The 18154-nt window shown below is 43.2% G+C and carries 24 protein-coding genes; 5 read left to right on the forward strand and 19 right to left on the reverse strand.

Annotated features, from left to right (window positions below; all coding sequences use genetic code 11):
- Window positions 1–15: 15 nt before the first annotated feature.
- The 7 genes from Q9R36_RS22905 to Q9R36_RS22935 form a co-directional block, all read right to left on the reverse strand.
- Window positions 16–264, reverse strand: a complete 249-nt coding sequence (locus Q9R36_RS22905; RefSeq protein ID WP_009793544.1) for a YuzB family protein — start codon at window positions 262–264, stop codon at window positions 16–18.
- 21 nt (window positions 265–285) lie between these two features.
- Window positions 286–1224, reverse strand: coding sequence for a UDP-N-acetylmuramate dehydrogenase (gene murB, locus Q9R36_RS22910; protein WP_311225926.1), 939 nt, complete (start codon window positions 1222–1224; stop codon window positions 286–288).
- A gap of 12 nt (window positions 1225–1236) precedes the next feature.
- Entirely contained in the window at window positions 1237–2106 is an 870-nt protein-coding gene (locus Q9R36_RS22915; RefSeq protein WP_311225927.1) for a pirin family protein, read from the reverse strand.
- An 85-nt stretch (window positions 2107–2191) separates the two neighbouring features.
- On the reverse strand, window positions 2192–2536 hold the full coding sequence (locus tag Q9R36_RS22920; RefSeq protein ID WP_257991191.1) for a hypothetical protein: 345 nt from the start codon (window positions 2534–2536) through the stop codon (window positions 2192–2194).
- A 1623-nt stretch (window positions 2537–4159) separates the two neighbouring features.
- Window positions 4160–4357: a hypothetical protein gene (locus Q9R36_RS22925; RefSeq protein WP_101547893.1), complete on the reverse strand. Its 198-nt coding sequence runs from the start codon at window positions 4355–4357 to the stop codon at window positions 4160–4162.
- A gap of 115 nt (window positions 4358–4472) precedes the next feature.
- Complete coding sequence (locus tag Q9R36_RS22930) at window positions 4473–4778, reverse strand: hypothetical protein (RefSeq protein WP_257991192.1); 306 nt, start codon at window positions 4776–4778, stop codon at window positions 4473–4475.
- Between the two features lie 18 nt (window positions 4779–4796).
- Complete coding sequence (locus tag Q9R36_RS22935) at window positions 4797–5642, reverse strand: YwqG family protein (RefSeq protein WP_311225928.1); 846 nt, start codon at window positions 5640–5642, stop codon at window positions 4797–4799.
- A gap of 232 nt (window positions 5643–5874) precedes the next feature.
- Here Q9R36_RS22935 and Q9R36_RS22940 point away from each other — a divergent pair, with 232 nt between their 5' ends.
- On the forward strand, window positions 5875–7338 hold the full coding sequence (locus Q9R36_RS22940; protein ID WP_311225929.1) for a M20 family peptidase: 1464 nt from the start codon (window positions 5875–5877) through the stop codon (window positions 7336–7338).
- Between the two features lie 129 nt (window positions 7339–7467).
- Window positions 7468–8064, forward strand: a complete 597-nt coding sequence (locus tag Q9R36_RS22945; protein WP_311225930.1) for a VanZ family protein — start codon at window positions 7468–7470, stop codon at window positions 8062–8064.
- A 54-nt stretch (window positions 8065–8118) separates the two neighbouring features.
- Here Q9R36_RS22945 and Q9R36_RS22950 read toward each other — a convergent pair whose 3' ends face one another.
- Window positions 8119–9006, reverse strand: coding sequence for an SDR family oxidoreductase (locus Q9R36_RS22950; RefSeq protein WP_224897537.1), 888 nt, complete (start codon window positions 9004–9006; stop codon window positions 8119–8121).
- Between the two features lie 611 nt (window positions 9007–9617).
- Complete coding sequence (locus tag Q9R36_RS22955; protein ID WP_311225931.1) at window positions 9618–9746, reverse strand: hypothetical protein; 129 nt, start codon at window positions 9744–9746, stop codon at window positions 9618–9620.
- 143 nt (window positions 9747–9889) lie between these two features.
- Here Q9R36_RS22955 and Q9R36_RS22960 point away from each other — a divergent pair, with 143 nt between their 5' ends.
- Together Q9R36_RS22960 and Q9R36_RS22965 are read left to right on the forward strand one after the other, a co-directional pair.
- The gene (locus Q9R36_RS22960) at window positions 9890–10489 is read left to right on the forward strand and encodes a TetR/AcrR family transcriptional regulator (protein WP_311225932.1); all 600 of its coding nucleotides are present in this window, start codon (window positions 9890–9892) and stop codon (window positions 10487–10489) included.
- A 19-nt stretch (window positions 10490–10508) separates the two neighbouring features.
- Window positions 10509–10703 carry an anti-repressor SinI family protein gene (locus Q9R36_RS22965; protein WP_311225933.1) on the forward strand — a complete coding sequence of 65 codons (195 nt, stop codon included), beginning with the start codon at window positions 10509–10511 and terminating at the stop codon, window positions 10701–10703.
- A 382-nt stretch (window positions 10704–11085) separates the two neighbouring features.
- Here the strand turns inward: Q9R36_RS22965 and Q9R36_RS22975 are convergent, their stop codons facing one another.
- The 3 genes from Q9R36_RS22975 to Q9R36_RS22985 form a co-directional block, all read right to left on the reverse strand.
- Window positions 11086–11523, reverse strand: a complete 438-nt coding sequence (locus Q9R36_RS22975) for a GNAT family N-acetyltransferase (protein ID WP_311225934.1) — start codon at window positions 11521–11523, stop codon at window positions 11086–11088.
- 195 nt (window positions 11524–11718) lie between these two features.
- Entirely contained in the window at window positions 11719–12252 is a 534-nt protein-coding gene (locus Q9R36_RS22980) for a GNAT family N-acetyltransferase (protein ID WP_311225935.1), read from the reverse strand.
- 24 nt (window positions 12253–12276) lie between these two features.
- Window positions 12277–12567: a DUF5316 family protein gene (locus Q9R36_RS22985; protein ID WP_311225936.1), complete on the reverse strand. Its 291-nt coding sequence runs from the start codon at window positions 12565–12567 to the stop codon at window positions 12277–12279.
- A 226-nt stretch (window positions 12568–12793) separates the two neighbouring features.
- On the opposite strand from Q9R36_RS22985, the gene Q9R36_RS22990 reads away from it, so the two are divergent.
- Window positions 12794–13573 carry a Cof-type HAD-IIB family hydrolase gene (locus Q9R36_RS22990; RefSeq protein WP_311225937.1) on the forward strand — a complete coding sequence of 260 codons (780 nt, stop codon included), beginning with the start codon at window positions 12794–12796 and terminating at the stop codon, window positions 13571–13573.
- Window positions 13574–13728: 155 nt separating this feature from the next.
- Here the strand turns inward: Q9R36_RS22990 and Q9R36_RS22995 are convergent, their stop codons facing one another.
- From Q9R36_RS22995 to Q9R36_RS23025, 7 genes are all read right to left on the reverse strand, one after another.
- Window positions 13729–13908: a hypothetical protein gene (locus Q9R36_RS22995; protein WP_224897552.1), complete on the reverse strand. Its 180-nt coding sequence runs from the start codon at window positions 13906–13908 to the stop codon at window positions 13729–13731.
- 88 nt (window positions 13909–13996) lie between these two features.
- On the reverse strand, window positions 13997–14323 hold the full coding sequence (locus Q9R36_RS23000) for a hypothetical protein (RefSeq protein ID WP_311225938.1): 327 nt from the start codon (window positions 14321–14323) through the stop codon (window positions 13997–13999).
- Window positions 14305–14490 carry a hypothetical protein gene (locus tag Q9R36_RS23005; RefSeq protein ID WP_311225939.1) on the reverse strand — a complete coding sequence of 62 codons (186 nt, stop codon included), beginning with the start codon at window positions 14488–14490 and terminating at the stop codon, window positions 14305–14307. The genes Q9R36_RS23000 and Q9R36_RS23005 overlap by 19 nt, the downstream gene beginning before the upstream one ends.
- 59 nt (window positions 14491–14549) lie before the next feature.
- Window positions 14550–15404: a phosphotransferase family protein gene (locus Q9R36_RS23010; protein WP_311225940.1), complete on the reverse strand. Its 855-nt coding sequence runs from the start codon at window positions 15402–15404 to the stop codon at window positions 14550–14552.
- A 16-nt stretch (window positions 15405–15420) separates the two neighbouring features.
- The gene (locus Q9R36_RS23015) at window positions 15421–15849 is read right to left on the reverse strand and encodes a GNAT family N-acetyltransferase (RefSeq protein WP_311225941.1); all 429 of its coding nucleotides are present in this window, start codon (window positions 15847–15849) and stop codon (window positions 15421–15423) included.
- Between the two features lie 95 nt (window positions 15850–15944).
- A complete protein-coding gene (locus Q9R36_RS23020; protein WP_311225942.1) occupies window positions 15945–17504 on the reverse strand; it encodes a DUF4179 domain-containing protein in 1560 nt (519 codons plus the stop codon).
- Window positions 17491–18024 (reverse strand): RNA polymerase sigma factor, encoded by a 534-nt coding sequence (locus tag Q9R36_RS23025; protein WP_311225943.1) that lies wholly within the window; start codon window positions 18022–18024, stop codon window positions 17491–17493. Before Q9R36_RS23025 ends, Q9R36_RS23020 begins: the two co-directional genes overlap by 14 nt.
- Window positions 18025–18154 lie beyond the last annotated feature (130 nt).

Raw genomic sequence — 18154 nt, forward strand, 5'->3', positions numbered from 1 at the left:
CCAATGTCAGATTTATTATATGGCAAATTCCTTCAATTCATTATCAATATGCTCTTTTATCAAATGAAGGCACTCCTCTGCTGTCTTTGCAAAAATCCTTTTTCCATTCACGATTGCATAAGGGCGCCTGGCACACATGCCGCAAAAGGAGAGGCAGCTGCTTTCAATAACGGCCACTTCAGGATACTCCCCTTCAAGGAGCCCTTCGAGATCCAATTCTGTAATCAGGCTCCCGTCGCAAATCTCCACCACTACTATACCCATCGCTGCTCACCTCCCTGCTTTTTAGGCATGCTGCCCTTTGTATAATTCCTCACCAAGGGTGATCACTTCGGTTTCAAGGTCGACACCATGCTTTACCTTCACAGTTTTCCTGACATATTCTATAAGTGCCAGATAATCCTTTGCCGTACAATTATCTTTATTAATGATGAAGCCGGCATGCTTGCGGGAAACTTCTGCCCCGCCGATATTTTTACCTTGAAGACCGCTGTCCTGTATAAGCTTTCCTGCATAATGGCCAGGAGGACGCTTGAACACACTCCCGCAGGATGGAAATTCAAGCGGCTGCTTGCTTTTCCTCGCCTCCGTGTTTTCTTTTATCCTGGCTGATATATCCTCTTTGCAATCAAAGGACAGATTAAACTCTGCCTTCAGGATGATGAATTTTTTTTCAGCCATGATGCTTTTCCGATAGCTCAGCACAAGCTTCTCTCTTCCCAGTTCCAGGATGCTTCCTTCCTCTGTGAGAACTAGTGTTTTTTGAAGGACATCAGAGATTTGTCCGCCGTAGGCACCTGCATTCATGTAAAGGGCCCCTCCAGTCGTCCCAGGGATCCCGCATGCAAATTCCATTCCTGAAAGGCTATGCTCTAATGCTTTGAGTGAAACATCGATGATCCGGCTGCCTGCTTCGGCAATTACCGTCTCTCCAGTGACCGAAATCTTATTCATTTTTGACAATGACAGAACAAGCCCCCTGATTCCTCCATCCCTGATGATCATATTCGAACCGTTGCCTATCAGAGTCACAGGCACCCCCTGCCGCTTTGCCTGCTTAAGGATATAAGCTGCATCCTCAGGGCATGCCGCTTCAGCGTAAAGATCTGCCGGTCCGCCAAGCTTTGTATAAGCATGCTCCTTTAAGGGTTCATTAAGTCTAAAAGAAGAGTCCGGCAATTCTAAGGAAAGCAATTCATACAGATTTTTTAGCATATGATTCATGAAACCAGCTCCTTAAACAGCAGGCGGGCCGAATTTACCATTATGGAAATCCCGGTATGCCTCCCTGATTTCTTCCATTGTGTTCATCACAAATGGACCATAGGGAACAATTTCTTCCTTAATCGGTGCACCGGAGTATACAAGCACCTTTGATTTTCTGCTGTTCGCCTTTATGGCAAGTTCGCTGCCTTTATTAACATCCCCGCCGTCCTTGTATGAAAGGGTCGCGACTCCATGCTTTTTCAGATTCACTTCATTTTTCCCAAAGTCCATATCCCCTGAGAGGACATACAAAAAAGCATTATGATTTTCAGGGATGGTCAGGGTATATTCTGCACCCTTAGTTAAGTTGATCTCAGAAAGAGTAATGGGGACTGCAGAACTAAGCGGACCCTTGACACCTGCTGTGTCTCCGGAAAACACCTTGATGGAGCCTCCTTGGAAATCCACCGTGGGTGCATCCTCTCCGTAAACATTCTGATAGCTTGTTTCAGAATTTTTCAATTCCTTCGGCAGGTTCAGCCAAAGCTGCAGCGTGTGGGCAATATCATTTTCCACGCCCTCCTCGGCATGGCGCGCTGCCCAGCCGGCATTCATATACTGCACATCGCCAGGCTCAAGAATATCCCGGCCTCCTGCATTGTCGATATGCTCCAGCCTGCCATCCACAACATAGGTGACTGTCTGGAACCCCCTGTGCGGATGGTCAGAGAAAGCGCCCCTCTTAAACCAGTCCTCCGCCATCAGGATGAATGGATCAAATTCCATGAAGCGGTCAGCCGGCAGTACCCAGCCCTTCTGGATGAACGGGAAGCTCGCTTCTTCATACTCCACATACCAGTGGTCTTTGACGCTTCTTTTAAACAGGGGTTTTTCTTCCATTCTATCCATCTCCTTCTTCGTTCAAATCTTTGCCATTATCCCTATTTGCCTTCATTAGAACATATATTAGTTGTTGCATCAACTATTAAAGCTTTCTTCGTGAGCACGCTTTTTTTATCAGATGAAGCACACAGTCAGGAGGTGTATATACATTAATAAAATCTGCATTATACACATGCAGCCAATCCACCAGCTCGGAAAACTCCTTGGAGCGGCTGTAAAAAATGAGAGAATGACTGCTTATTAAATAGGGAAGCTGCTGAACGTCCAGCAATGAATCTATATCCATGATAACAACATCTGTATCATCAGGTATGCTGAAGGGCTCATAATCTTCCAGGAAGAAAACCTCCAGTTCTGGATATGCCTGCAGCAGCATCATTAAGCTCTTCCTGACTCGTTTATTCCCCGAAACAATTACTGCCTTCATCACCACAGCCCCCTCTTTGCTCTTCTTTTATAATATAGCAGGAGACAGAAGACTTTCCTTCCGTCATACTGGCGAAAAGACTATGCTGCTTTTGGCTGAGTTGACTAAGACTAAAGTTGTAGGGAGGTCTCCTATGGGTGGAGCTAACTTGCTATGCATGAGGATCCCTTTTCAAGTGTGGGGCATGTATTGATTAGATTATTTTCTATGCATGAGGTCCTTTTTCAAGTGAGGGGCATGTATTGATTAGACTGTTTTCAGTGCATGAGGTCCCTTTTCAAGTGAGGGTCATGCATTGATTAGACTGTTTTCTATGCATGAGTTTCCTTTTTAAATGAAGGTCATGAATCAATTAGACTGTTTCCTATGCATGAGTTTCCTTTTCAAGTGAGGGTCATGCATTGATTAGACTGTTTTCTATGCATGAGTTTCCTTTTCAAGTGAGGGTCATGCATCGATTAGACTTTTTTCTATGCACGAAGCCCCTTTTCAAGTATGGGTCATGCATCGATTAGACTGTTTTCTATGCATGAAGCCCCTTTTCAAGTGTGGGTCATGTATCGATTAGACTGTTTTCTATGCATGAGTTTCCTTTCCAAGTGAGGGTCATGCATTGATTAGATTGTTTTCTATGCATGAGTTTCCTTTTCAAGTGAGGGTCATGCATTGATTAGACTTTTATCTATGCATGGGGTCCCTTTTCAAGTGAGGGTCATGCATCGATTAGACTGTTTCCTATGCATGAAGCCCCTTTTCAAGTGTGGGTCATGTATTGATTAGACTGTTTTCTATGCATGGGGTCCCTTTTCAAATGAAGGTCATGCATCGATTAGACTTTTTTCTATGCATGAGTTTCCTTTTCAAGTGTGGGTCATGCATCGATTAGACTGTTTTCTATGCATGGGGTCCCTTTTCAAGTGTGGGTCATGCATCGATTAGACTGTTTTCTATGCATGAAGCCCCTTTTCAAGTGTGGGGCATGCATCGATTAGTCTGTTTTCTATGCATGAGGTCTCTTTTCAAGTGTGGGTCATGCATCGATTAGACTTTTTTCTATGCATGAAGCCCCTTTTCAAGTGTGGGGCATGCATCGATTAGTCTGTTCTATGAATGAAGCACCTTTTCAAATGAAGGTCATGCATCGATTAGACTGTTTTCTATGCATGAGGTCCCTTTTCAAGTGTGGGTCATGTATCGATTAGACTGTTTTCTATGCATGAGTTTCCTTTTCAAGTGAGGGTCATGCATCGATTAGGCTGTTTTCTATGCATGGGGGTCCCTTTTCAAGTGTGGGTCATGTATTGATTAGACTGTTTTCTATGCATGAAGCCCCTTTTCAAGTGTGGGGCATGTATTGATTAGACTGTTTTCTATGCATTGGGTCCCTTTTCAAATGAAGGTCATGCATCGATTAGACTGTTCCTATGCATTAAGCCCCTTTTCAAATGAAGGTCATGCATCGATTAGACTGTTTCCTATGCATGAGGTCCCTTTTCAAGTGAGGGTCATGCACAGTTTTGACTGTTCCTATGCATGCCCTCTCTTTTTCTGCACGTTTCAAGCATTCATCAGATTCTTTTTTAAGCATAAAAAAACCCTTCCTTGAAAGAAGGGTTCCTCTGGTCATACGCCCATTTTCCTGCGGGTATTGCTCGCCTTTTTAGTCATCTGGCTTTTCATCACCTGATTTTTAGCAGCTGACTTTGTGCCTTGTTTTCCATTTCCCTGAGCTTGCTTCTTTTTCTCGAGCTGCTGCTTCATCAATTCCTGAAGACTTACTTTTTTCTTTTCGCCGTTTTGAGTATTTTCCTGATTGGACATATTGTTTCTCCTTCAGATTGTATTTCTTTTATTATAATACAAGCGGAAGATAATTTCTTTCATTTATTAAAAGATCATAACCCAGCTGCCTTCTTTGTATGATAGCAGCTCTCCCTCACTCAGGCATTTTCAGCCTTGGAAAACAAAGATAGAGCATCAATCCCCCAGTCCCGGTCATGAAAAGGAATCCCAATATACTGCCTTCCGCTATGGCAAAAAAACCAAACACCAGAAAAATGAACGACAGCCATGTAAGAAAGGAATTAATCGTATAATCATAAATTGCACTTATAAAGGTCAGGGTCTTCCCGAGGAACTGACCTTCGTTTCCTGCCCTTTTTGCCTGAATCGCTGCAAGCACCGTACTCCAGAGGAGTAAAACAGGCAGCCCCCATAAGAAAATCCATCCAAAAAGACTCATATAATCCTCCCCGCCAGATCAGCAGCAATCCCAGTTAAACAGCACCCGGTCAAACCGGCGTGCCTTCAGGTCGCTTTCGCTGATAAAAAAATTACAGATGCCAACATCGCCCCAAATGACCGCGTATTTTTCACTTGCCTTGTCATAATCGCTGTCCAGCTGGAACAGGAGGGTATCATATCTGCTCCCGCCCTCGCGTGGATCCATTTGTGTGAAATAAGGATAGCCGCCCATCTGATGGTGTACTGCTCCCTCAGGATTGCTGTAGTCATTGTAAAGGTCGTCAACCTCTTCATATCCTTCAGGCATTTCTTCCTCTGCCAGCCTTTCGAAATAATCAAGGCTTGATTCCCCGATCACTTCATCAAACCGGTAATCACCTGTCGCTATATACATACTTGAAGCTTTTCCTTTAATCAAATACTCCCCGCCCTCGAGGACATCATATTCACAATTTGAACGGTGTTTATCTATAGCGGAAAAATCTGTCACCAGATATTCTTCATTTTCCTCCACATCCGCAAAAAATAGGACCCGGAAGCCTGACTGGTCATCCTGCTGATCAAAATTCATCCCAAAAACATCATCATTTAAATCGATGTAAAAAGATAGAATGCCTTTATCCGGAAAATCCGGCAGTTTAGGGAGTTTACCCAAATTAAGCTGCGCAAGCAAATGAAGGGGCTGCCCTGCTTGATTAAGCGGATAATCGATGCCTTTTGGCAGGTAGGGGTGTCCCCCAGCCTTGCTGTCCCAAAGCCGAAGCTCAGCGTCAGGCTTCACAAGTTCAAGCTGCACAAACTCTTTCCTCGTTTTTTCAAATGCTTCCCGGTCATTACGGCGTATTAATTTTTCCTGCTTCATCAAGCATTCCTCCTGATTTTCAAAAACATAGTCTCTTATATTTCCCGGCGACGTATAATACGATGCTGTATGTATATAGTTCCTAGTGCTTTTTTCCTTTTTTCATAGAAAGTAAACAGCTCACCCCCGTATATAGAGTACTTTACCGGAATGGAATCGCACAAATATTTTTCCGAAAATTCAACTAATTATTTTATAATAAAAGCAGACGAAAAACTAAGGGGGAAATATATTGAGTAAATGGAGAATCATTCTTTTGATCTTCGGAGGTTTGCTTCTGCTGTTTTTGGCTGTAACCGGTTTCAATACGCTGATGGTCCAATCCCGGCAGCCCGAACCTAAGGAAGCATCCCTGGAAATCAATGAGGATCAGGCTGTCGGGCATTTATCAGAAGCAGTTACATACAAAACGGTTTCTTACCAGGACAGAAGCAAATTTGACTGGAAGGAGTTTGACAGATTCATTTCTTTTCTGGAACAAAGCTATCCGCTCGTCCATGAGAAGCTGGAGCTTGAAAAAATAAATTCTTATGCGCTCGTTTACAGATGGAAAGGAAATACCGGGAAAAATCCAATTGGCCTGACTAGCCATTATGATGTGGTTCCAGTCCTTTCAGGAACGGAAAATAATTGGGAACAAGGCCCTTTCAGCGGGAAGGTGGAAGGAAAGAAAATATGGGGGCGCGGAACCCTGGATGATAAAATCGGGGTCATCAGCATTCTTGAAGCGGTCGAGCACCTCCTTTCTGAAGACTATCAGCCTGAAAGGGATATCTATTTAATGTTCGGATTCGATGAAGAAATCGGCGGAGACGAAGGGGCCTTAGCCATTGCTGAAACTATGAAAGACCGGGGTATTGAGTTTGAATTTGTCCTTGACGAAGGCGGTGCCATCGTGGATGGGATGGTACCAGGCATCAGCCAGCCTGTCGGAGTCGTAGGAATTTCTGAGAAAGGCTCGGCCACAGCCGTCCTATCGATTGAAGGCAGCGGAGGACATTCCTCGCAGCCGAAGGATCATACTAATATCGGGCGCATATCGAGCGCGATAGCAAAGCTTGAGGATAAACAATTCAAGGGCGATCTGAGAGGCCCTGGAGAGGATCTATTTGATTTCACCGCACCGGAAATGAGTTTTCCGATGAAATACGTTTTTGCCAACAAAATGATCTTTGAACCTGTCATTGAGAGGATTCTCCTGCAGCAGCCTGCATCAGCCGCCCTTATCCGCACCACGATAGCGCCGACCATTTTTCAGGCAGGGGAACAATATAATGCCCTGCCTGAGAAGGCAGAAGCAATCATCAACCTGAGGGTCATGCCTGGAGATACACTTGATTACATCCAGTCTTTCATAGAAGACACAATCGAAGATGAAGCTATTAAGGTCACCGTCACCGGCAGCGAAGCTTCCAAGGTTTCCAGCATTGACAGCTGGCAGTTCAAGACAGTGCAGCAGGCGGCAAGGAATGTCTACAGGGATGCCATCATTGCTCCATATCTGATGTTCGCCGGCTCTGACGCCAAGCATTATGACTCTGTCTCCAAAAACACATACAGGTTCCTGCCTGTCCACATCACCTCAGAAGACCTGAACCGGATGCACGGAACAGATGAGCACATTTCAATTGAAAACTATCTGAACGCAATTGCCTTTTATGCAGAAATCATGAGAGAGGCGGATGCAGCAGAATAGTTGCACTTGTCCTTTAAATGTCCATTTGCTGTGCTTGGCACAGTTCATGGGCATTTTTCATTTGTTCGGAACATTTTTACAGTGTATGATTCTCTTATCTGAAAAACTTTTAAAAAGGTGAATCTATTTATGTCCCGTACAATCGTCCGCAGTGCCGCCGCTGCACAGCTTTTCTTTCTCCTGTCTCTGCCATTCATCGGCAATCTGATTCAATATCTGCATCCGCTCGCTTTAATTGTCGTATGGGCCTGTATCACCAGCTTCACGATTACAGCAGGTCTGCTGATCCGCGGTGAAAAGCTGCCATTAAACAAATATTTAGTTCTGCTCAGTTTTGCCTTATATAGCGCTTCCCTCCTCGTCCTGCTTTTTTTCAGGCCGGGTGATAATGCTAACGCAAACTATAACTTAGACCCATTCAGTACGATTGAATTTTATTTAGCCGGACGGGTGGACTCTCTGGTTGCATTTTATAATTTAGCTGCGAACATTATATTGTTCATTCCATATGGGCTATTCTTGATTCTCCTTATGAAAAAGAAGTCAATTTTTACTCTATTGGTTATTCCGGTTGTGTCCATATCGGCAATTGAAATATCCCAATTCCTGAGCAGGCGCGGCAGTCTTGATATTGATGATCTGATCCTTAACCTGCTTGGAGTATTTTTAGGATACGCATTCTCGCCGCTGCTGCAGAGAGTTTATGTCATAAAGGAATCTCTTTGAAAAATTTTGCAATCAAAAACCCAACCAGCCTGAGTGGCTGGTTGGGTTTCTAAATTAAGCTAGCTCAATGCCTCCAGTTACACCATATACCTGGGCGGTCACATAGCTGGATTCTTCAGAAGCAAGGAACACGTATACGCTTGATAGCTCGACCGGCTGTCCAGCACGCTTAAGCGGTGTGTCCTGGCCAAAAGTCGGGATGACTTCCTGTGGCTGTCCTCCGGAAATCTGCAGCGGCGTCCAGATTGGCCCTGGTGCTACAGAATTTACACGGATTCCTTTTGACGCTACCTGTTTAGCCAGTCCGCGCGTAAAACCGTTAATGGCAAACTTTGTTGCTGCATAATCCAGCAGATTCGGACTCGGATTATATCCCTGCACAGAAGAAGTTGTGATGATAGAAGCTCCTTCAGGCAGATGCGGAAGTGCCGCCTGAACGGTCCAGTAAAGGGAGAATACATTGATCTCAAACGTTTTGCGGAGCTGTTCGCTCGAAAGGTCTTCAATATTTTCTACTGCCTGCTGCTTGCCGGCAACAAGTGCAAGAACATCAAGGCCTCCCAATTCTGACTGGGCCTGTCCGACCATGTCCCTGCAAAATGACTCGTCGCTCAAATCACCAGGGATAAGAACAGCTTTGCGGCCTTCAGCTTCAATCAGTTCTTTTACCTCTTCAGCATCTTTCTGCTCCTCTGGCAGATAATTGATTGCCACATCGGCACCTTCGCGGGCGTATGCAATGGCTGCAGCACGTCCAATCCCGGAATCACCGCCGGTCACCAGCGCTTTCCTTCCTTTGAGGCGCCCAGTTCCTTTATAGCTCTTCTCACCGCAGTCAGGCTGAGGATCCTTCATCTCGTTCTGGACTCCAGGCGGCTCCTGATACTGCTTCGGGAAGTCTCCATTAAAGAATTGTTTAAGCGGATTTTCAGGGTTTGACATTGTTCAGCACTCCTTTTTGAAAAAAATAGTCTCAATACATAAAAAGCCTCTGCTTAGATTGTGCAGCTCTTCACTATGTATCCTTACTAATACATTCCCTTTTCTGGTGGCGATAAACTAGCAGCGGGAACTTCGAATGAGTGTGATTTTTGTAAATATATGTAATATATGTAGGATCATTCATTTTTTATGTAGAATTCCAGTATTTTTAAGTAGAATAAATAAATTTATAGGTAGAATTTTGCTGATTCTATGTAGAAATATTAATCGTACGCAAAAACTCCAGCCATTATGATGGCGGGAATCAAAATATTTAGGCTGAAAGCTGCCAATCTACTATATTAAGGTTTGCTAAAATCTTTCATATAGAGCAGATTAAGGAAAATCAGTTTAAAACACTCATTTAAGGCGCTTTTCAACAAGGTTTGCCTCATTTTTAGGCATCAGCAGGCTTTTCCTTAAAACTTGTTATACACCATCCTGTGCATAATCTATGCAGGCACTCCCACTTAATCACAATAGGAATATTTACTGCAGCGGCGAGCTCAATGTTGGGTAAATGCTTCATTAGCTTGTAAAAAAGCCGGGATTCCTCTTCCCGGCTTTTTCGTTTACTTTTTCTTCACATTGTCGTTCGGTGAATCTCCTGTTGCATTAATGCCTTTATTATTTTTCGAACCAAATGTCTGGCCGTCATTTGTGACTTTGGCTCCTTCAAGAAAATTGTCCTTCGTTTTCATAGTCATCACCCCTTTTGCTTATTGTTTCACTGCAAAGTTAAAATATTCTTTAATAAATGGTTAAATTTTCATAAAATATTGACTACATATGGTAATATTATAAATAATACTTAAAAGTAATATAATCTGCAGGAGATAGAAATATGCCAAATCGAGGACGCAAGAAAGGTTCCATTGGTGAAAACAGCAGGAATCTGCTTTTGAATATTGCAGCTGAGGAGTTTGCTGAGAAGGGATTTCACGATGCCAAGATCAGCAGCATTGTTAAAAAGGCAGGGTTGACCCAGCCTTCATTTTATCTGTATTTTCCAAGCAAAGAAGCGATCTTTCATGAGTTGATCATGGCATTTCAGCACAGGCTCTCATACTTAACAGATGCGAGCCGAATAGAGCCAGGTGTAGAATTGCCACAGCTTCCAATAAGAATTAAATCAGGACTATATGCCATTTTTAGTTTTTTCCAAGAAAATCAGATGCTTTCCAAGATCGGTTTCTATATTAATCCCGATGCAGAAAGCATAAAATCACAAATGGCCGCCCAAATCCACCATAACCTTCTTTCCGAACAAAGAGCAGGCTACTTCCGGGAAGAGGCAAACATGGAACTGGCAGCGGCGAGCCTTGTGGGTGCCATTGAAAGGCTGACAATCACGCAGATTTTTACGGGAAAGAAAACACCAGATATATTGGCAGAGGAAACAGTGGATATCTTCCTTTACGGACTAATCAACAATAAGAAGTAAATTTATAGGGGGCTATAGAATGGAGGAAAAAGTACAAATTGATCCTGAATGGAGAATGCTGATTCTAAAAGCCAGACTCTTAGGGCTGACAAAGGACGAAGTGCGCCGCTTTATAAACGGTGCGGACACTGCACATGATTACTATAAAAAACAGCAAACCAGAAAAGTGAAACAAAAAAAAGACAAAATAAAAGAAAATCATCCCCAGCAGTAAAGGTAATCTTAATTTTGAATTGTTATTAAAATAGGAAATGGGCTCGTTTCTTATTATTTTCATCTTTGACCCACAACGAAACGAAGATTATTTGTGAACTCAATTCCGCAATTATACATAATAAAAAGCTCAATTGCTTTCTATCACAATCTTAAGCCTGACTCTTTCTTTTGATTGCTGTCAAAAGTCCTTGGACATCAGCCTTCCCTTGTAATCAGGAATCATATGATGCCTCCCCTGATCACCCGATATGCGGCCAAATTTAAGGCCCTCTTCTACCGTAAAAGATCTCTCGTAAGTCGAAATGCATCAGGCATTCCTGAATATTTCCCCTTCTGCAAAAAATGACTATAAAAAAGGAAGCCTATAAAGGCCTCCTATCTTAAAGTTCTTTTACAACAGCCATCTCCCTGCCGAATCTATCTCCCTTATCAATAAATCCAAGGCTTGCATACAAGTTATGTGCAGCCAGATTGTCAGGATGATAGCCCACAGCTACCTTTTTGGCATCCGGCAGCTGCGCTATTTTCTCAATCATCAGGAGTGTGGCTGCTTTGCCGATTCCTTGCCCTTGCATGCTGGAATCAATCATAATCCTGTAAATCCAGAAAGAATCCAATTCTTCTGGAACAGTATTGTACATCAAAAAGCCTGCCATTTTCCCATCATATAAGATTGCATAGGCTCTTAAGGTCTGTTCATATTGAGACTGCAGGATCGATATTGCATTAGGCTCCATAAAAGCCTCCTGACCACTGGCTAGTTTCAGCTGGCAGCATTCATACCAATTTTTCTCATTGATTTGTTTTAATATAATCATTTATTATCCCCTTCCATCATAAGGGGATATGCTGGACTATTTTGTTAAAAAGCTGCAATCCCCTGTGTGCTGTTATGCTGTCTTATTGCCTTCTTTTGCATAATGAACGCCTCCTTTAACAAAATGGTCCAAATATTTACTGGCAACCTTATAATAGCAGAATTTTCTATCATCGTATATATTTCTCTTATATGATTACCGCTTTTCTTTTAAAAGAGAATAAAGATATGTATCATTTGGCTTTCCTTCCTGATACATATATCCCCTCAGCACACCTTCCTTTTCAAAGCCCAGCCTCGAAAGGAGCTTATTTGATGCATCGTTCTCCAGGAAAACGACTGCCCCGATCCTGGACAGATCCATTTCTTTAAAACCATAAGCAATTACCTTTTCGGCCGCCTCTGAAGCATATCCTTTCCCCCAATAGGCAGGATGGAGCTCATAGCCTATTTCAGCGCGATGGTGCTTTGGGATCCACGCGTTATATCCAATGGTGCCAATCAGCTGATTAGTTTCTTTTATTTCGATGCCCCAGCGGACTCCTCTTTTTTCCTTGAAGTTCTTTTGGAAAAAACGGATCATTTCTTCCGCCTGTTCCACCCGCTGGAAAGCATCCTGTCCGTAATGGCGCACAACCTCACTTCTCGAAAAATTATCAAACAGGCATGCAGCATCCTCCACCACAATCTCCCTTAGCGTTAACCTCTCTGTCTCGATTTCCTTAAACATCTAATCTCCCCTTCTGAGCCCTTTTCATCTGGCCATATAAAGAAGCAGTGCTGCCGCAATATTCGGGAGTCCAATTAAAATAGAGGCAGCCGCTGTTCTTCTGCGCTTTCTTCTCTGCTCTGGCGGTTCTTCCACATGCAAATCAGCTTTAAACCGATGGGGCCCCATGATGACGCCTGAAATAAGAACGGAGATTCCCCAGAACAGCAGGCCAATGGCACCGGTCACCAAATGGGCATATACAAGAACCCCTGTTAATAGAGAAGCTACTATACCAAGGATGGATATTGCAATTCCTATCAGAATATATTTCAAGCTGTTTCCCCCTTTCCCATATCTTTTTTACGAAGCAGGTATCCATTTGGTTTCAAGATCAGAACACTTTTCTGAAAAATCAACCTTTTTCAGATTACCTTGGGAGCAGAGTTGTTGAAGATGTTATAATATTTTATAAAAACATCTTAATAGTGATCGCGATAATATCTCGGGTCATTCTTATTAAAAACTAATATACTGAAAACAATTGTCGCCGGAGGTCCTTATGAGCTATAAAATTGTATTTTTTGATGTGGATGGGACGATCACCCATCATGAAGATGGCAGCATTTCAGATCAGACGAAGGAGACGTTCATTAAGCTGAAAGAGCAAGGGATCAAGGTTGCAGCTGCCACCGGCAGGCCCTTGTCCTTGTGCAGGGAGCTTGAGGAGCTTGGCATTGATACTTTTGTAACTGCAAACGGCGGTTATGCTAAGCATCGTGATCAGGTCATCCATAAAGTCACGCTTGATCCGCAGGTTATCCGTGATGTTGCTGCTTTTTCTAAGGTTGAAAATCTTGGTTTATCCTTTTTCACTGAAGAATTCAGCACAAACGGCGTTCAGAGTGAAGAAATTCTGCAGATATTGAAGGAAACACTGGCCTTCACCGATTACCCTCCATTTTATGCTGATATCCATGAACAGGAAGTTTTTTTGATGTGCCTGTACGCAAACGAGGAAATGATGGAAAAATACATCCATGCTTTTCCCCATCTTTCTTTTCAAAGATGGCATCCGTTTATAGCAAATGTGCTTCAAGAGGAAGTATCCAAGTCTTTGGCCATTGTGAAAGTACTGGAATTCTTTGAAATTGAGCCATCAGAGATGATTGCTTTCGGGGATGGAAATAATGATATTGATATGCTTGAACTGGCGGGACTAGGGATAGCGATGGGGAATGGAACTGATGAGCTGAAAGCAATGGCCGATTTTGTCACCCGTAAATCCAGTGAGGATGGCATAGAATTTGCCTTAAAGAAATTTGGAATCATCCAGAGTTAGAATGTGTTATAATTCCAAGCTGAGCAGATACTGAAAGGCCCTTTTTTAACAGCGGCAGTGGCCTATAGCATAGGATAATAGCCATTTGTCCGCAATGCCGCCGCTGTCCTGTATTGCACTGGCAAAAAGGCGCACAGCCTTTCCATTGCAGCATATTAAGTGTTAGAGCCGCCATGATCCCTATTATCTCCCATCATATAATTTGAATCATCGCCAGGCTTGGCATGAGGATGTGTAATATTCGGGGGATTATTATTGATCTTCTTCCTCCGCCAGTCGATCAGAAAGGCAAATCCAAGGACAAGGAAAATAAAAATAAATAGAAACCAAATCATGAATCTCCTCCTTTTCCATAGTACTCCAATGGGATCTTTAACTCGCCAATTATCAGTGTATTTCCCTCTTCCACTTCATATGACATAATTATAAATTCCCTCTGGCTCTTTTCAGCGAGTATTGAGTCATCCCTGATTTTTTTCCCTCCTGATAAACATATGGCAAAACCCTTCTATATACCTTTACGGCCACGCCATCATATTCTTTCTGTGGAATTTCATAGCTAAATCCGGTGACAGCATAATCAGTACTCTCAATGATAGTATAATTTTCTGCAAGCATAAGCCTTGGCAGTATGGAAACAAGAATGATGAGCAGCAGGAACACCGCAGCCATCCCAGGTATGCTTTTGTTCTTAAAATATATTCCCGAAGACAGTGTGAAGACAAAGACCATCAAAAAGTCGGGAACCAATGCGCCATCTGCAGATCCTGTCCTTCTGGTCCGATAAGAGCGAAGCCTGCAGCCGTAATAATAATCATGGCCAGTCTAATGAGAAGATATATTCCGGTAATTCCCAATAATGCTGCACAAAAAATAGAGCGGATAAAATACACAGGACGTCCACTGGTATACCTCATTAGACCTCCTTTCAGCAGGCTTTTCTGGTATAAAAAGAGCTGCAGAAAGAGGTAGGCATTCAAAGCAGCGAGGCAAGAAGCAGCTCATTCTCTCTGATAAATTTCCTATGCTTGTCAGCTCCCCTCTTCTGCCCCCAGCCGACAGAACAAAATGCATCGAAAAACTTATAAAAAGGAAGGATGCTGTCGAGATCAATCATCGGCCTTATGGTTTCATAGCCTTTTATATAAGCCTCCCTGGCACCTTCATGGCGTTCCCAAACATCCCGGTTTATCTTTGAAAAATCCATTTCAGGAGATCCGGCACGGGCACTTTCAAAATCTATTATACCCGCCACTTTATTTTCTTTCACAAGGATATTTCCCGGCCTGAAATCCATGTGGATGATGCATGGGCCATCAGGGGCGGGCATTTCCTGCAAACTCTTATAAAAATACATTTGAGACATTTCAAGCAGACTTTCAGGAAGGACCTTGGAGGCATGCAGGCCGAAATGCTCGAATTTCTCCCTGACCATTTCTCTCCACGCCTTCGGATCAAAGCAGGGATATTCCTTAGGCACCGGGGCATTATGGAGCATTGCATGATGCCTGCCGATCTGGAAGGCAAGCTCTGCGTCCATCCCCCGGGTGCATGGTTCGCCTTCAATTGCTTCAAGCAGCAGTGCACCTGCAATATCTTCATCCCCTTCCCATTGATCAAGAACTGCCGGCACCGGGACATATCCTCTCAATACTTGGAGCATTTCCAGTTCCCTTTCCAGCTTGTCTCTAGAAAAGGGGATTTTCAAATATACGGTTTGTCCTCCCTGAAGCACTATCTTGTATACTGTTGAACTGAATGATTCTGGAACATCGCTGATTTGCTCTGCACTTATATGAAACCGGTCAAGATATTTTTGTATATGGTTCATGGATTCTCCTATTCTTTTATAAGCTTTTGACAAAGCCTGTGCTTTTGGCCGCATAACCTGCGCTTTTATAAAACTGATGTGCTATTACACGTTCTTCCCGGTTTCCGCTGTTCAGCACAATGCTTTCTGCGCCTAGACTGACGGCCATTTCCTCCATCTTAGCCAGGAGCATTTTTCCTATGCCCAGCCCTCGGAAATCACAGTGTGTTACCAGCGCAGTCACACGTGCATACAGATTGTCAGATGTATATAGATAGCCTGTATGAAAGCCGATCATTCCAATTAATTTGTCTTCCGATACTGCAGCTAATGTATAATGATCAGCAAGCGGATGAATCTTCTTGAACCGCTTTTCCATACTTATAATGGTTGTGGGGTAGCCGAGCTGTTCCATTAAATCAGCCAGCTCCGGAATATCTTCAAATCTTGCCTCCCTAATCTCCATTTTTACCTCCTTATACGTTCTTCTCCTCTTTTTATCTTCGACTTGAATTAAAAATAACCTTTTAAATAGTAATAAAATGTAAAACAAAAGCAGGGTCAGTGCCCTGCTTTTCCATCCAGTTCAATCTTTATGTTTTTGCTGCTGAATATGGTATAGCTGAAGCCCTCAATCTCCAGACGCTCAGGTATCACTTCCCGGCTGCCATCCCCACTTAGATTAATAGTATGCTTTGTTGTATAAAGTCTCGGTTCGTTTAGTTCTGCTGTACGCATAAAGTATTCATCTGCCTTGTATCTTTGGCCGTCTTTGTCAATAAAATAACCGTCAGAATTGCTGCCTGATGATGTCATGCCTTTGGCAGCAATTGAAAATCGCAGTTTTTCATATGCACGGTTATCCGGCAATTCCTCAGTTAAGACTACTTTAGCCGGTTTGCCGGGTTCTATGCTGTCGATGGAAAGGAGGTTTCCTTTATACTCAGCCTTAATGGGAAGATCCTTCCCCTTTAGATCAATGGTTTTTGGATCTTCTACTGAATATTGCAAAGCACCAAGATGTATTTTAATATCCTTTGGTTTTTCCCCGTATATAGAATCGAAGGAAGATGTTACTGTAATCCACCCATTGCCTGATGAGCCGCCCCCAGGGCCGAACAGCTGGCTGCTGACAAGGCCATTCTCTGTTTCGATACTGTCGATTGCAATATAATCAAGGGTTTTATCACTATGAGTGTTTTGATATCTGTAGGTAAGCATGGTCGCTGTCGGAGCAATGACGAGCTTTTCAAAAATGATTGGATTCCCGTCTGTCTCTGTTTCAGCAGACAAAGGATATTCTATGCTGGGGTGTTTTGCCACCGGAACCTTAAATGACCATTCACCTTTCAAAGTTTCACGTTCCTCATCCCGATCTGACGCTTCACTAAATTTCTCCAGCTGCAGGATCTTAAGTTCAATGTTTCCTTCTGGATGGTCCATTGGCGCCACTGCCAGTTTTCCTCTGAAGGTATTTTCTTTATCGGAATAAAGGTTCATCTGGCTTCTGATGGGAGAAAATAAGGGTTCATCCTGATCGCTCCAATACTTATCAGCATTCAAGACTTCAATTCCATCATAATCAAGCATAAAAAGATCTTCACTCTTCAAATTTTCTACCTCATAATAGATCAGTGTCTGGATATCATCAGCCGCCACACTTGTTATCCTGACTTTAATCCCGCTGCTTTCAGCTTCCAGATCCAGCTTCTCTCCAAGTCCGGACTGGATGTATTGCTGCTCCTGCCCGCTTTCCTCGATACTGAAATACTGCCACCAATCTTTAAATGCAGTGAATCCGCCATTGGCAGCTGCCGTACCGACAAATAAGGTAAGGCATACAGCAGCCGCCAAACCGCCGATCCTTCCGGCTTTGCTCTTCTTCTTCCTTTTCGATTCTGTCTGCCGGACCCTCTTTCCCACATTCAGCATAAAATCTTCCGGCATTTCAATTTCTTGCGATCTAACGGCCAATGCTGCCGTTATTTCCTGGAGCTGTATCATTTCATCTTCACATTTTCTGCAGTTTTCCAGGTGCTCAATCAATTTAATCTCTTCTTCAGGCTGCAGTCGTCCTTCCAGGCTATCCAGCATCAAGTTTTGTACTTCACTGCATGTCATGGCTGCCAGCACCTCCATATTCTTTGCGAAGAATCAGCAATCCTCTATAAATACGGCTTTTAACAGTGCCAAGTGGAAGCCCGAGAATGCCTGCGATTTCTTCCTGAGAGAATCCTTGTATATATTTCAGCAGTATTGGCTCCCTGAATTTCTCATCAACCTGTCCCAGTGCATCCAGCACATCCAGCCTGTCAGAGGGAAGCTGTCCGGACTCATTTCCTTCTATAGCAGCTTCCTGCTGCCTGCGCTTATTCCTCCTGTAAAGGTCCCTGTACTCATTAATGTAAATTGAAGTGACCCATGTTTCAAAATAACGGTCCTGCTTCAGTTTATCAATATGGTCATGGACCTTAAGGATCGTATTATGGAATACATCCTCCACATCATGATGATTCTTTAAATAAGCCCAGCCGATTTTGTAAAACTTCGATTTTCGTGCCTCAAACCAGCTTAAGACAGCATCAATATCCTTTTCCTTGATTTTTTTCAGCATAATTGAATCCTTTATCGCTTTAATCACACTCTTCTCCCGGCCCCTTCCTGCTGACTGTTTGTTAATTAGAGAAATGCAGGGTGCAAAAAGTTCCCATTAATTTTTGTTTTCTCAATAAAAAAAGAGCTGCAAAGCAGCCCTCATCCAGACAGTCACA

Source organism: Bacillus sp. AG4(2022) (assembly GCF_031844465.1).
GTDB classification, from domain to species: domain Bacteria; phylum Bacillota; class Bacilli; order Bacillales; family Cytobacillaceae; genus Bacillus_AB; species Bacillus_AB infantis.

Coding starts and splice junctions, on each gene's coding strand:
- Q9R36_RS22905 (WP_009793544.1), bottom strand. CDS start 264: ATGGGTATAGTAGTGGTGGAGATTTGCGACGGGAGCCTGATTACAGAA.
- murB (WP_311225926.1), bottom strand. CDS start 1,224: ATGAATCATATGCTAAAAAATCTGTATGAATTGCTTTCCTTAGAATTG.
- Q9R36_RS22915 (WP_311225927.1), bottom strand. CDS start 2,106: ATGGAAGAAAAACCCCTGTTTAAAAGAAGCGTCAAAGACCACTGGTAT.
- Q9R36_RS22920 (WP_257991191.1), bottom strand. CDS start 2,536: ATGAAGGCAGTAATTGTTTCGGGGAATAAACGAGTCAGGAAGAGCTTA.
- Q9R36_RS22925 (WP_101547893.1), bottom strand. CDS start 4,357: ATGTCCAATCAGGAAAATACTCAAAACGGCGAAAAGAAAAAAGTAAGT.
- Q9R36_RS22930 (WP_257991192.1), bottom strand. CDS start 4,778: ATGAGTCTTTTTGGATGGATTTTCTTATGGGGGCTGCCTGTTTTACTC.
- Q9R36_RS22935 (WP_311225928.1), bottom strand. CDS start 5,642: ATGAAGCAGGAAAAATTAATACGCCGTAATGACCGGGAAGCATTTGAA.
- Q9R36_RS22945 (WP_311225930.1), top strand. CDS start 7,468: ATGTCCCGTACAATCGTCCGCAGTGCCGCCGCTGCACAGCTTTTCTTT.
- Q9R36_RS22950 (WP_224897537.1), bottom strand. CDS start 9,006: ATGTCAAACCCTGAAAATCCGCTTAAACAATTCTTTAATGGAGACTTC.
- Q9R36_RS22955 (WP_311225931.1), bottom strand. CDS start 9,746: ATGAAAACGAAGGACAATTTTCTTGAAGGAGCCAAAGTCACAAATGAC.
- Q9R36_RS22960 (WP_311225932.1), top strand. CDS start 9,890: ATGCCAAATCGAGGACGCAAGAAAGGTTCCATTGGTGAAAACAGCAGG.
- Q9R36_RS22965 (WP_311225933.1), top strand. CDS start 10,509: ATGGAGGAAAAAGTACAAATTGATCCTGAATGGAGAATGCTGATTCTA.
- Q9R36_RS22975 (WP_311225934.1), bottom strand. CDS start 11,523: ATGATTATATTAAAACAAATCAATGAGAAAAATTGGTATGAATGCTGC.
- Q9R36_RS22980 (WP_311225935.1), bottom strand. CDS start 12,252: ATGTTTAAGGAAATCGAGACAGAGAGGTTAACGCTAAGGGAGATTGTG.
- Q9R36_RS22990 (WP_311225937.1), top strand. CDS start 12,794: ATGAGCTATAAAATTGTATTTTTTGATGTGGATGGGACGATCACCCAT.
- Q9R36_RS22995 (WP_224897552.1), bottom strand. CDS start 13,908: ATGATTTGGTTTCTATTTATTTTTATTTTCCTTGTCCTTGGATTTGCC.
- Q9R36_RS23005 (WP_311225939.1), bottom strand. CDS start 14,490: ATGAGGTATACCAGTGGACGTCCTGTGTATTTTATCCGCTCTATTTTT.
- Q9R36_RS23010 (WP_311225940.1), bottom strand. CDS start 15,404: ATGAACCATATACAAAAATATCTTGACCGGTTTCATATAAGTGCAGAG.
- Q9R36_RS23015 (WP_311225941.1), bottom strand. CDS start 15,849: ATGGAGATTAGGGAGGCAAGATTTGAAGATATTCCGGAGCTGGCTGAT.
- Q9R36_RS23020 (WP_311225942.1), bottom strand. CDS start 17,504: ATGACATGCAGTGAAGTACAAAACTTGATGCTGGATAGCCTGGAAGGA.